Source organism: Roseiarcus fermentans, assembly GCF_003315135.1.
GTDB lineage: Bacteria > Pseudomonadota > Alphaproteobacteria > Rhizobiales > Beijerinckiaceae > Roseiarcus > Roseiarcus fermentans.
The window spans coordinates 39,820-51,311 of sequence record NZ_QNRK01000025.1 but is presented as its reverse complement, the minus strand read 5'-3'; the positions used below and the strand labels follow the sequence as shown (position 1 = coordinate 51,311).

12 protein-coding genes are annotated in these 11,492 nt (G+C 68.3%); 7 read left to right on the top strand and 5 right to left on the bottom strand.

From position 1 onward, the window contains the following. Positions 1 to 30 precede the first annotated feature (30 nt). Both DFR50_RS20605 and dusB read right to left on the bottom strand, forming a co-directional pair. A complete protein-coding gene (locus DFR50_RS20605) occupies positions 31 to 1,143 on the bottom strand; it encodes a two-component system sensor histidine kinase NtrB (protein ID WP_113891150.1) in 1,113 nt (370 codons plus the stop codon). Beyond that, positions 1,140 to 2,081, bottom strand: coding sequence for a tRNA dihydrouridine synthase DusB (gene dusB / locus DFR50_RS20600; protein ID WP_245428003.1), 942 nt, complete (start codon positions 2,079 to 2,081; stop codon positions 1,140 to 1,142). Before dusB ends, DFR50_RS20605 begins: the two co-directional genes overlap by 4 nt. A 180-nt stretch (positions 2,082 to 2,261) precedes the next feature. Between dusB and DFR50_RS20595 the strand changes: the two genes are divergently transcribed. After that, positions 2,262 to 2,621, top strand: coding sequence for a hypothetical protein (locus DFR50_RS20595; RefSeq protein WP_113891148.1), 360 nt, complete (start codon positions 2,262 to 2,264; stop codon positions 2,619 to 2,621). Positions 2,622 to 2,657: 36 nt separating this feature from the next. Then, on the top strand, positions 2,658 to 2,942 hold the full coding sequence (locus tag DFR50_RS20590) for a DUF3253 domain-containing protein (RefSeq protein WP_113891147.1): 285 nt from the start codon (positions 2,658 to 2,660) through the stop codon (positions 2,940 to 2,942). 133 nt (positions 2,943 to 3,075) lie between these two features. Here DFR50_RS20590 and DFR50_RS20585 read toward each other — a convergent pair whose 3' ends face one another. Further along, on the bottom strand, positions 3,076 to 3,894 hold the full coding sequence (locus DFR50_RS20585) for a YdcF family protein (RefSeq protein ID WP_113891146.1): 819 nt from the start codon (positions 3,892 to 3,894) through the stop codon (positions 3,076 to 3,078). 98 nt (positions 3,895 to 3,992) lie between these two features. Here DFR50_RS20585 and DFR50_RS20580 point away from each other — a divergent pair, with 98 nt between their 5' ends. The 5 genes from DFR50_RS20580 to DFR50_RS20560 all read left to right on the top strand — a co-directional run bounded on the left by DFR50_RS20580 (position 3,993) and on the right by DFR50_RS20560 (position 9,299). After that, complete coding sequence (locus DFR50_RS20580; protein WP_113891145.1) at positions 3,993 to 5,027, top strand: cysteine synthase A; 1,035 nt, start codon at positions 3,993 to 3,995, stop codon at positions 5,025 to 5,027. Continuing rightward, a complete protein-coding gene (locus tag DFR50_RS20575) occupies positions 5,024 to 5,734 on the top strand; it encodes an alanyl-tRNA editing protein (RefSeq protein ID WP_113891144.1) in 711 nt (236 codons plus the stop codon). Before DFR50_RS20580 ends, DFR50_RS20575 begins: the two co-directional genes overlap by 4 nt. 11 nt (positions 5,735 to 5,745) lie before the next feature. Then, positions 5,746 to 6,591: a 3-mercaptopyruvate sulfurtransferase gene (gene sseA, locus DFR50_RS20570; RefSeq protein ID WP_113891143.1), complete on the top strand. Its 846-nt coding sequence runs from the start codon at positions 5,746 to 5,748 to the stop codon at positions 6,589 to 6,591. Between the two features lie 248 nt (positions 6,592 to 6,839). Further along, the gene (locus DFR50_RS20565) at positions 6,840 to 8,309 is read left to right on the top strand and encodes an MFS transporter (RefSeq protein ID WP_245428001.1); all 1,470 of its coding nucleotides are present in this window, start codon (positions 6,840 to 6,842) and stop codon (positions 8,307 to 8,309) included. A 132-nt stretch (positions 8,310 to 8,441) separates the two neighbouring features. Then, the gene (locus DFR50_RS20560; RefSeq protein WP_113891142.1) at positions 8,442 to 9,299 is read left to right on the top strand and encodes a polyphosphate kinase 2 family protein; all 858 of its coding nucleotides are present in this window, start codon (positions 8,442 to 8,444) and stop codon (positions 9,297 to 9,299) included. Positions 9,300 to 9,446: 147 nt separating this feature from the next. Here DFR50_RS20560 and DFR50_RS20555 read toward each other — a convergent pair whose 3' ends face one another. After that, positions 9,447 to 10,154 carry an outer membrane protein gene (locus tag DFR50_RS20555; RefSeq protein WP_113891141.1) on the bottom strand — a complete coding sequence of 236 codons (708 nt, stop codon included), beginning with the start codon at positions 10,152 to 10,154 and terminating at the stop codon, positions 9,447 to 9,449. Between the two features lie 467 nt (positions 10,155 to 10,621). Further along, positions 10,622 to 11,329 carry an outer membrane protein gene (locus DFR50_RS20550; RefSeq protein WP_113891140.1) on the bottom strand — a complete coding sequence of 236 codons (708 nt, stop codon included), beginning with the start codon at positions 11,327 to 11,329 and terminating at the stop codon, positions 10,622 to 10,624. Positions 11,330 to 11,492: the final 163 nt, after the last annotated feature.

Here is an 11,492-nt window from a genome sequence, read left to right as displayed (position 1 = left end):
GCTCCTAAAGCCAGCCCCGCTCACTCCCTCTCAGGCGGAGGGACGGGCGCGTGTCGACGGCAATGGCATCAGGACGCGAAAAGTCGTTCGCCGCGGATGCGACTCGCACTCGACGATGCCGCCGTGATCGCCGACGAGTTTGGCAACCAGTGCAAGTCCCAGACCAGAGCCCTGCGCCTTGGTGGTGACGAACGGATCGAACAGGTTGGCGGCGATCTCCGGGGCGATCCCCGGGCCGTTGTCGCGCACGCAGATCTCGAGCGGCAGCGACACCGGCTCGGCGTACTGCCCGGTGCGCAGACGAACGCCGGGACGGTAGGCCGTGGTCAGCGTGATCTCGCCGTCAATGCCATCTTCGCCAATGGCTTCGGCGGCGTTCTTGACCAAATTGAGGAAGATCTGGATCAGTTGGTCGCGCGATCCGTGGATGTGCGGCAGCGACGGATCGTAGGTCTCGGTCAGGCGGACGTGCCGTGCGAAACCGGCCTGGGCGAGCCGCTTCACGTGGTCGAGCACGGCGTGAATGTTGAGGCTCTCCCACTGCGACGGCGTCGAATCGGCGAACGACTGCATACGGTCGACGAGCTTCACGATCCGGTCGGTCTCGTCGCAAATCAGACGCGTCAGCGCGCGGTCGTCGTCGCCGACGCTTCCTTCCAGCAACTGCGCCGCCCCGCGGATTCCCGACAGCGGGTTCTTGATTTCGTGCGCGAGCATGGCGCCGAGCGCCGTGACCGAGCGAGCGGCGCTCCGATGCGTCAGTTGCCTGTCTATTTTTTCAGCAATTGCCCGCTCCTGCACCATGATTGCGACGGAATCGCCCGGCTGCGGCAAAGGCGCGATGAAAATGTCGACAGGCCCGCGGTTCCCCGTCCTCGGCGTGGAGATGTCGATCTTGTGGCCGGCGACCGTCGCGTGGTTCCTGCGCGCCTCCTCGACGAGTTCGAACACCGGCGAGCCGAACGGCAGCAGGTCGGCCAGCCGCGATCGCAGCAAGGCGATGCGGCCCATGTCGAAAAACGTCTCGGCCGCGACGTTGGCCTCGATCACCAGATCCTGGGCCTCGATCGTGATCAGCGGCTGCGCCAGCGCGTTCAGGACCTTGGCCGGGTCGGAGCGCCCCTTGTGGAACAGCGCCGTCATGCGGCGTCCTCCAGCCGCGTCGTTTCGAAGGCCTGGCCGAGCAGGCTCGTCGCGCGCGCGGGATCGTCGGTGGTCACCAGTTCGCGGCGGAGCGAGGCCGGCGCGCCTTCCGCTTCGGCGTAGGCCGCGAGGTGCTTGCGCGCGTGGCGCAGGCCCGCGCGCGATCCGAGCTTGCCGAGCAGCCAGTCGAGATGTCCGATCGCCGCCTCCCGGCGCTCCCCGACCGGAGGCGGTCGCAGCGGCCCGCCGTCGGCGAGCGCCCGGGCGACCGCCCCCACGAGCCACGGCGCCCCGACCGCGGCGCGGCCGATCATGACGCCCTGCGCGCCCGATCGGGCGAGCATCGCGCGCGCGTCCTCGACGCCCGCACAGTCACCGTTGACGACGACCGGCAGGGACACCGCGTCCACCACCGCCCGGACGGCGGCCCAGTCGGCCCGGCCTTCGTAGAACTGCGCCCGCGTCCGGCCGTGGACGATCACCATTGTGACGCCGGCGCGCTCCGCCCGGCCGGCGAGGTCGGGCGCGTTGATCAGGCTTTCGTCCCAGCCGAGGCGCATCTTGAGGGTCACCGGCACGCCGACCGCCTCGACCACGGCGGACACCAGACGCTCGGCGTGATCGAGGTCGCGCATCAGCGCAGCGCCGGCGAGCGCGCCCGCGACCCGGCGCGACGGGCAGCCCATGTTGATGTCGATGACAGCGGCGCCGGCGCCCTCGACCCGGCGCGCGGTCTCGGCCATGGCGCGGGCCTCACGCCCGACGATCTGGACCGCGTGAGGGACGACTCCTTCGCCCTCCGAACGAATCGCCGCCTCGGCGTCGCCGTCGAGATAGGTCTCCGCCGCGACCATTTCCGAAAACGCCAGCGCGGCGCCGAACCGACGCGCGGAGCGACGCATGCCGAGATCCGACACGCCCGACATCGGCGCGAGCATCGCCGCGCCTTCGAGCCGAAGCCCGCCGACAGCGATCGGTTCGCGTCTGCCTATTTTCTGAGCAATTTTCATGTTGCCTATAGTGTAACCATCGACCGCACGAACGCAAGGATCAAGGCGCTGTTTTCAGCGTTATGGGCTTGACCGGAGTTGTCGCAGGCCCTCCACGGGAGCAAAACCATGATCGACGTGGCCAAAATGACGCTGCGGGCCGCAACACCGCTCGCGATCGCGGTCGCAGCGCTCGCGGCTGACCCGCCAACCTCGCAAGCCGTGCTGAGCATCGCGCAGGCGAATTCCTGCTCGGACGCCTACCAACTGAAAAACATCGCGTTCGACGCCCGGATGACCGCGGTCATGATGTATTACAAGGGCTTCATCCAGAACGCGGGCGATCGCGAACGACAGGACTGCCTCAGAACGCACGTGCTTCGGGACGGCGGTTCTGTCGTGATCGACCGGACCATGGACCTCATCGACAGCCAATGCCTGCCGATCGAGGCCGCCGCCAGACAGGCGCTGGCGGACCTCTGCCCGTGACTTGACGGCGCGCCCCGGCTCGACCAAGGACGAACGATGACCCCCTCGCCCGACTCCAGACCCTCCCTCGACGCCGTGATCTTCGGGCTCTGCTCGGAAGCGCCGGCGGGCCGGACCATCTGCCCGACCGACGCCGCCAAGGCCTACGCCGAATCCCGCGGCGAGGACGAACTCGGCTGGCGCTCGCATCTGACCGAGGTGCGCCGGGCGGCGGTGCGCCTCGCCAACCAGGGCCGGCTCGTGATCACCCGCAAGGGCAAGGCCGTCGACCCCAACGACTTCCGCGGCGTCTACCGCCTCGGCGCGCCGTCGTCGGAGTAGCGCGCCGCGCCATTGGCGTCGCCGAGACGCAACTCGGGCGGATCGCGCGTCGTTGTCGACGCGGCCGCGGGCCGCATACCGCGCTCAACGAGCGCGGCGACCAGGGCGCCGGGCGCCCGCAAGTCCGCTCTCGTTACCCCGAGACCCGGGGCGCGCGGTCGTCCGGCCCCGGAAACAGCCGGTCGATCCGGCCGGTCGCGCGGTAGGCGGCGAGGCCGATCCATTCCTTGGCCGCGGTGGCGAACGTCCGCAGGTTCTCCGCCGCGTCGAGCGACCACAGCAGCGGCTGGCCGGGACCGAGCGTGCGGAAGGCGACCGGAAACGCGGCCACGTCGAAGCCGGCCTTCTCGAACAGGCCCATCGATCGCGGCATGTGGAAGGCGGAGGTCACCAGAAGCCACCGCTGACCCGGCTCGGGGTGAACCATCGCCGCGGTGAAGCGCGCGTTTTCGTCGGTATTCCGCGATCGTTCTTCCAGCGTCACCCGGGCGGGATCGACGCCGAGTTCAATCAGCAGCTTCCGCGCTTCCTGCGCCTCCACGTTGTGTCCGGGAAGCAGCGAGCCGTCTCCGCCGGTGAAGACGATCCGCGCGTCGGGATAGCGGCGCGCCAGAATCGCGGCCTCGACCAGCCGCTCGCCTTCGTCGAATACGGCCTGACCGCGCGCGCGCGATTCAGCGCCCTTGATCGCGCCGCCCAGGACGATGACGCCATAGGGCGCCGGCGCGCTGGCGGCGGGCGAGGAAAAGCGGTCTTCCAGCGGCGCGATCAGCGCCCGGCCGACCGGCGTCAGCGCGAGGACGAGCAGCGCCAGCGCCGCGACGGCCGCGAGCGCGCGCCCGAACCGCGCCGCGCGGGTCGCCGTCAGGATCGCCCCCACGAGCGTGAGCAGGATCAGCAGCGGAAGGGGCGAGAGGAACGATTCGTAGATCTTGGAGAGGGTGAAGAACATCGGCCGCTCCTGGAACGGGCGACCTTCTGGCAGCCGCGCGGGCTTGTCGCAACCCGCCCGCGCGTCCTATCGTCCGGTTCGATCGAGGGAACCAAGCCATGACCTTTCATCGCGATGTCGTCGGCGCCATCGGGCGGACGCCGCTGATCCGCCTGCGCGCCGCGTCGGAGGCGACCGGCTGCACCATTCTCGGCAAGGCCGAGTTCATGAACCCCGGCGGGTCGGTCAAGGACCGCGCCGCGCTCGCGATCGTCCGGGACGCGGTCCAGCGCGGCGCCCTCCGGCCCGGCGGCGTCATCGTCGAGGGCACCGCGGGCAATACCGGGATCGGCATCGCGATGGTGGCGGGCGCGCTCGGCTACCGGGCGGTGATCGTCATTCCCGACACCCAGTCACAGGAAAAGAAGGCCATGCTGCGCCTCGCCGGCGCCGAACTGATCGAAGTCCCCGCGGTTCCCTACGCCAATCCCGACAATTACGTGCGCTATTCCGGCCGCCTCGCCGAGGCGCTGGCGAAGACCGAGCCCGGCGGCGCGGTGTGGGCCAACCAGTTCGACAACGTCGCCAACCGGCGCGGGCACTACGAGACCACCGGCCCCGAGATCTTCGACGATCTCGACGGCAAGGTGGACGGCTTCGTCAGCGCGGTCGGCACCGGCGGAACGCTCGCCGGCGTCGGCATGGCCCTCAAGGAGCGCAACCGGGACATCACGATCGCGCTCGCCGACCCCCCCGGCGCCGCGCTCTACGCCTGGTACACGAGCGGCGCGCTGAAGAGCGCCGGCTCGTCGGTCACCGAAGGCATCGGCCAGAACCGGGTGACGGCCAACCTCGACGGCGCGCCGGTGGACCTCGCCTATCACATCCCGGACGAGGAGGCGCTGCCGATCGTGTTCGATCTCGTCGTCAACGAGGGCCTGCTGCTCGGCGGCTCCTCCGGCGTCAACATCGCCGGCGCGATTCGGCTCGCGCGCGACCTCGGGCCGGGCCACACCATCGTGACGATCCTGTGCGATTCCGGCGCCCGCTACGCCTCGAAGCTTTTCAATCCGGACTTCCTGCGCGAGAAGAACCTGCCCGTGCCGGCCTGGCTCGAGGCGAAAGGCCGCGCTCCACGGGTGTTCGTCGGATGACCGAAATCTTGTTCCGCGACGACGCCTACCGGCGCGAGGCCGAGGCGACCGTCCTGTCGGCCGACCCGCGCGGCGTCGCGCTCGACCGCACCGTCTTCTATCCCCGGGGCGGCGGACAGCCGGGCGACCAGGGCGAACTGATCGTGGAGGGCGCCGCTCCGGTCGTGATCGTCGACACGACCTACGACGCCGACCGCAAGACCATTCTGCACGTCCCGGCGGACGGCGCCGCCCTGCCCGCCCCCGGCGCCCGGGTCGTCGCCCGGATCGACTGGGAGCGGCGCTACAAGCGGATGCGCGCCCATACGGCGCTGCATCTCCTGTCGGTGGCGCTGCCCTACCCGGTGACCGGCGGCTCGGTCGGCGATGCGGAGGGCCGGCTCGACTTCGACTGCGAGGCGCCGCTCGACAAGGCCGAGGTCGAGCGCAAGCTCAACGAACTCGTCGCGCTCGACGCTCCCGTCGCCCTGCGGTGGATCGCCGACGAGGAGCTCGACGCCAGCCCGGCGCTGGTCAAGACCATGTCGGTGAAGCCGCCGCGCGGGAGCGGGCGCGTCCGGCTGGTCGCCATCGAGGGGCTGGACCTGCAGCCTTGCGGCGGCACGCATGTCGCGCGCACCGGCGAGATCGGACGCGCTTCCGTCATCCAGATCGAGAAAAAGGGACGCCTGAACCGCCGCGTGCGGATCGTCCTGTCCCCATCGTGATTGAGGCCCCCATGTCCATGCGCAACTTCTGCACCACCGCCGAGCTTGCGGCCGACCTCGGCAAGCCCGATCTCGGAATCGTCGACGGCTCCTGGCATCTGCCCAACTCCGGCCGGCGCGGCGCGATCGAGTTCCCGCTCGGCCACATCCCGGGCGCGGTCTATTTCGACATCGACACCATCGCCGACAGCGACAGCGGCCTGCCGCACATGCTGCCGAAGCCCGATCTTCTCGCCCGCGAGATGACCGCGCTCGGCCTCGGCGACGGGATGCGCTTCGTCGTCTACGACGCGCTCGGCCTGTTCGCGGCGGCGCGGGTGTGGTGGACGCTGCGCGCCTACGGCGCCGCCGACGTGCGCATCCTCGTCGGCGGCCTGACCCAGTGGATCGTCGAGGGGCGCCCGCTGGAGACCGGGGAGGCGCATCCGACGCCGCGGACCTTTACGCCGCGGCTCGACGACAAGGTGGTGGCCTCGCTCGACGAGGTGAAGGCGGCGCTCGCCAGCGGCTCGGCGCAGGTGGTGGACGCCCGCCCGGCGGACCGGTTTCGCGGCGAAACGGCCGAGCCCCGTCCGGGCCTGAGGAGCGGCCACATGCCGGGGAGCCTCAACCTGCCCTTCAGCGAGGTGGTGGAGCACGGCCGGCTGAAGGCGCCGGAGGCGCTCGCGGCGATCTTCGCCGCGCACGGGGTCGATCTCGCGCGCCCCATCATCACCACCTGCGGCTCGGGCGTCAGCGCGGCGATCCTGGCGCTCGCCGTCGAGGAGGCCGGCGGCCGGATCGAGGGCCTCTACGACGGCTCCTGGGCGGAATGGGGCGGGCGCGAGGACTGCCCGGTCGCGACCGGCGCGGCCTGACCGCCAAGGAGCCGACGGCGTGGCGGTCACGGTCTCGCACGGGGCTCGACCGGCGTTCGCGGGGCTTCGCGCGCAGCCTCGCCTGATTCCGGCGCGCGCGGCCTGCGGCGGCGGCGACGCGCCGAAATCCGCGTCGGTTACGCTCCCTCCGGCGTTTCGGCTTTGCGCTGCCGCTCGCGCGCGCCGTGATCGACCTGTCATGGTTCTCGTCCACGCTTCTCCGGCTCAATCGGCTCGGAGGGGAACCCATGAATGAAGCCGTGTCCCCGACCGGCGCCGCCTTGCGGCGCTCGGTCCAGTCTTACATCGACGAGACCCCGGTCTGGAGCGACGGCACGGCCATCCGCTCGACGCCGATGACCGACATGCAATGGCTGATCTGGACGCTCGCCGCCTGCGGCAAGTTCTTCGAGGGGCTGGTCGTGTTCATGACCGGCGTCGCGCTGCCGCTGATTTCCCAGGAATTCGGCCTCGGCAAGACCGAGCATGGGACGATCGGAGCGGCGAGCCTGTTCGGCATCCTCGTCGGCGCGATCAGTCTCGGCGGTCTTTCCGATGTCTTCGGCCGCAAGCGGATGTTCGTCCTCGAGATGTTCGTCTTCGTCGCTTTCCTGTGCCTGTTGACGGTCAGTCCGAACTATCCGCTGCTCGTCCTGTTCCTGTTCGGCCTCGGCGTCGCGCTCGGATGCGACTATCCGACCGCGCATATGATGATCTCCGAGAGCATTGCGAGTTCGGCGCGCGGCCGTTTCGTGCTCGGCGCGTTCGGCTTCCAGGCGCTGGGCGCGCTGATGGGAACCGTGGTCGGCTATCTCGTGCTGAAGAACGATCCCGAGATCGGCGCCTGGCGGTGGATGTACGCTGTCGTCGTCGTTCCGGCGCTGATCGTCGCCGTCGCGCGCCTCTGGGTCACGGAGAGCCCGCACTGGCTGCTTGCGCGCGGCCGCAAGGCCGAGGCGGAAGGGCAGATGGAGCGCCTGCTGAGCCGCGACCCCGCCTATCCGAAGACCTTGGATCTCGCGCCGCCGGCGAAGGACCACGCCAAGCCCGGCTTCGACAAGCTGTTCGGCCCGAAGCGCCGGCGCGCCACGATCCTCGCCTCCGTCCCCTGGTTCCTGCAGGACCTCGGCACCTATGGGATCGGCATCTTCACCCCCACGATTCTCGCCAGCGCCGTCGGCCACAAGGTCGCGTATGTCCGCAACCTCGCCGACCTGATCGGCAACGACGAACTCGCCGCCCGAGGCTCCGCGCTGATCGACGTCCTGCTGATCGTCGGCATCGTCGCGGCGGTGCTGCTGGTCAACCGGTTCGGCAGCATACGCCTCCAGACCATCGGCTTCGTCGGCTGCGCCGCCGGCCTGGCGATCGCCGCCGCATCGTCCTGGTTCGCCGGCGCGACGCAGATCGCGATGATCTTCGCGGGCTTCATGCTGTTCAACTTCATGACCAACATGGGTCCCAACGCCCAGACCTACCTGCTGGCGGGCGAGGTGTTCCCGACCAAGCTGCGCGGCAAGGGGGCGGGATTCGCCGCGGCTTTCGCCAAGATCGGCGCGGTGACGACGGCGTTCCTGTTCCCGATCCTGCTCGCCGACATCGGACGCGAGGCGCTGCTGTCGATACTCATCGCCACGTCGATCGTCGGCGCGATCGTCACCTGGGCCTTCCGGATCGAAACGACGGGCGTGAATCTCGAAACGATGGGGTCGGAGTAGCGCGCCCGAAAACGGGCCGAGGCCGGGCGAAGGCGCTCATGACCGATTGACGGCGGCGCTCGCGCGCCCGAAGCTCGCGCGGCGGCTCCAGTCCCCGGCCGGGGGACTCCCGCACGGGCAGAGGATCGCAGGATGGCGGACTATCGCAAGGCGTTTCGCGCCGAGCCGGGCGGCAAGATCAACCTCGGCAAGCACGATCCGTCCTTCACCGGCAAGCACGATTCCGAGGAGAGCGCCAAGAAGGAGCTCGCGGCCTACGGCGACGAGTTGTTCAAGCAGCAGGGCCTCCTCTACGCCGAGCACAAGCGCTCGGTTCTGGTCGTGCTGCAGGGCCTCGACGCCGCCGGCAAGGACGGCACGATCAAGCACTGTTTCACCGTGCTCAACCCGCAAGGGGTGAGCGTCGTCGGCTTCAAGCAGCCGACCGCGGAGGAGCTGGCGCACGACTTCCTGTGGCGGATTCATCCGCACGCGCCCGGCAAGGGCTACATCTCGATCTTCAACCGCTCGCACTACGAGGACGTGCTCGTCACCCGGGTCCACAAGCTGATCGACAAGGCGACCTGGACCGAACGCTACAAACGAATCCGCGACTTCGAGGCGCTGCTCGCCGAGAACGGCACGACCGTTCTGAAATTCTTCCTGCACATCAGCCCGGAGGAGCAACTCGCGCGCTTCGCCCAGCGCCTCGACGACCCGAAGCGCAACTGGAAGATCAGCGAGTCGGACTATTCCGAGCGCGCGCTCTGGGACAAGTACATCGAGGCGTTCGAGGACGCGATCGCCGCGACCAGCGTCGAGGACGCGCCCTGGTACGTGATCCCGTCGGACCACAAATGGTTCCGCAACCTCGCCGTGTCGCAGATCATGGCCAACACGATGGAAGACCTGAAGCTCGCCTATCCGAAGCCGACCGTCGACCTCGACGACATCCGGCGCAAGTACCACGCCGCCGAGGCGGAGGAAAAGCCCGGCAAGAAGAAGGGGTGAGCCGCGCGGCCGGCCACCGGGGCCTCGTCAATCCCGACGCGCAATGCCTCTGCAAAGGCCGACGTCTCGCTCGAACCGGGCGGAGGCGCTCGCGATCAGCGCGTCCGTCCCGCGGCGCCGGAATGGAGCGCGCTTTCGCACCGCTCGTCAGGTTCCGAACCTGTAGGCAATGCCGAAGCGGACGATGTCGAGCGATTCCGTCACGCTGTGCGAACCGAGCACGGGGATAGCCGGATACCACTTCGAGGGCATATTGTACTTACGAAAATCGGCAAACCCGATCCAATTGTTGGTGAACGCGTATTCGACGCCCAGGCCGAAGTCGTAACCGGAGCTGAACTGGTCGTATCTGCCGTAGGCATAGGGGTAGAGCGGCTGGTCGATCGTATGGGTGACGTCCATCAGCCCCAGTCCGCCGATGGCGTACACCAGCCAATGATTGAACGCATAGCCGAGCTTGAGGTCGACCGAACCGAAACTGTCGACCTTGTTCGTCGTCGTGTACAACCCGTGCGGCGCGGAGCCGCCCGTGATGTCGGCCAGGTTGTAATCGGCCTGCAGACCCAGCACGATGTTGCTGCTGAACTGATAGTCGTACCCGCCGACGACGCCGCCGAAGCCGCCGTGACGATCGGCCGACCAGGAATTATGCCACATGGCAGGAAGGTAGATGACCTCGCCGTCATAGCCGTAGCCGCCCTGGAGTCCGAGATACGGCCCCGTAAACGAGAAGGGCGGCGGAATGTCGATCGGGGCCGGAGCCGGTTTCTTGGTCGGCAGATCAGCCGCCTGCGCCGCTCCGACCAGCAATGTCAGCGTGACTCCCAACGCCCCGACAACGGACCGCCCGCTCATCCAACCACTCCGCGCATGTCAACATGCAGGAGGGTTCCCGGACTATGTTGTAAAGTCAACCCCGCACCGTCGCCGGACTACAGATTTTCCAACCGCTGTAATATTTTTCCAACACCGCAACTGGAGGGGTCCGGGGTCGCTACCGCCGGATGGCGATCTGCGGCATGGGCGGTATTTTTTGGGGTTCTTCGTCCACGCCCCGGCGCTTGCGTCCGTTGGAAGGCTCGCCACGTCGGGCCTCCGCCACGCAATTGCGACGACGCCGCGATCTTCCCCTGGCTCGGGGAGCCTCTTCGGCGGGCGCCGCCTGCCGAACATCCGGCCCGCTGGCCACGGAACCGCCGAGCCCGCCGACGCCGGCCGGTTCGTTCAGCCGCTTCGAGGCGCCACGGACGGTCGCCGAACCGGCGACGCCGACGGACGTTGACCGAATCAGAGCCGTCCTGCCCGGGGCCTCCTGCGCTCGCTCAGCCGCCGAACTTGTACGTGACGCCGAGGCGGTAGATGGTGTTCACTTCGGTTATGCTGCGCGGCCCCAATACCGGCATGGCCGAGTAAGACTGTGAAGCGCTGCGGAAGTAGCGAACGTCGGCGAACGCGGTCCAATTGGTGTTGACCGCATACTCGACGCCGACGCCGACGTTCGGCATCGCCCTGAAATCGTTGTATTTACCGTAGGCGTACGGGTACAGGGGCTGGTTCAGGGTGTAGCTGACGTTCATCAGCCCCAGACCGCCGAGGGCGTAGACGAGGACGCGGTCGGCAGCATAGCCGAGCTTGAGGTCGACCGCCCCGAAGCTATTAACCGTGCTGGATGTGTTGTACTTGCCGCCGAACGGCGACGCGCCGCCGGTGATATTCGCCACGTTGTAGTCGGCCTGCAGGCCGACCACCACATTGCCCATCTGGTAGTCGTAGCCAGCCAGCGCGCCGCCGAACCCGCCGTGACGCTCGTCGCCCCAATATCTCCACCAGACCGAGGGGAGGTAGACCTCCTGGGAGCCCCAGCCGTATCCGCCCTGGAGACCGACGTAGGCGCCTGTCCAGGAGTACGGCGCCGGCGCCATGATCGGCGCAGGAGCGGACTTTTTCGTCGGCAGATCGGCCGCCTGCGCGCCTCCGGCCAACAACGTCAAGGGGATCGCCAGAGCCCCGAAGATGCACCGCCTATCCATTCGACTACTCCACACCGTAAACTTACGTAAAGTTGACCGCGAAGGTTGAGCGAGTCAACCAAGCGCGTCGCCTCGATTGCAACTCCCGCGCAACTGTCACATTTTGGCAACACTGTTAGCAATTTGTTAGTTATCTGTTCGTTATTTTGAGCCTTTGCGTCGG

Bases quoted from the DNA above. Each gene is read 5' to 3' on its own strand.
- DFR50_RS20605 (WP_113891150.1), bottom strand. From the start codon at position 1,143: ATGACGGCGCTGTTCCACAAGGGGCGCTCCGACCCGGCCAAGGTCCTG.
- dusB (WP_245428003.1), bottom strand. From the start codon at position 2,081: ATGCTCGCGCCGATGTCGGGCGTGTCGGATCTCGGCATGCGTCGCTCC.
- DFR50_RS20595 (WP_113891148.1), top strand. From the start codon at position 2,262: ATGATCGACGTGGCCAAAATGACGCTGCGGGCCGCAACACCGCTCGCG.
- DFR50_RS20590 (WP_113891147.1), top strand. From the start codon at position 2,658: ATGACCCCCTCGCCCGACTCCAGACCCTCCCTCGACGCCGTGATCTTC.
- DFR50_RS20585 (WP_113891146.1), bottom strand. From the start codon at position 3,894: ATGTTCTTCACCCTCTCCAAGATCTACGAATCGTTCCTCTCGCCCCTT.
- DFR50_RS20580 (WP_113891145.1), top strand. From the start codon at position 3,993: ATGACCTTTCATCGCGATGTCGTCGGCGCCATCGGGCGGACGCCGCTG.
- DFR50_RS20575 (WP_113891144.1), top strand. From the start codon at position 5,024: ATGACCGAAATCTTGTTCCGCGACGACGCCTACCGGCGCGAGGCCGAG.
- sseA (WP_113891143.1), top strand. From the start codon at position 5,746: ATGTCCATGCGCAACTTCTGCACCACCGCCGAGCTTGCGGCCGACCTC.
- DFR50_RS20565 (WP_245428001.1), top strand. From the start codon at position 6,840: ATGAATGAAGCCGTGTCCCCGACCGGCGCCGCCTTGCGGCGCTCGGTC.
- DFR50_RS20560 (WP_113891142.1), top strand. From the start codon at position 8,442: ATGGCGGACTATCGCAAGGCGTTTCGCGCCGAGCCGGGCGGCAAGATC.
- DFR50_RS20555 (WP_113891141.1), bottom strand. From the start codon at position 10,154: ATGAGCGGGCGGTCCGTTGTCGGGGCGTTGGGAGTCACGCTGACATTG.
- DFR50_RS20550 (WP_113891140.1), bottom strand. From the start codon at position 11,329: ATGGATAGGCGGTGCATCTTCGGGGCTCTGGCGATCCCCTTGACGTTG.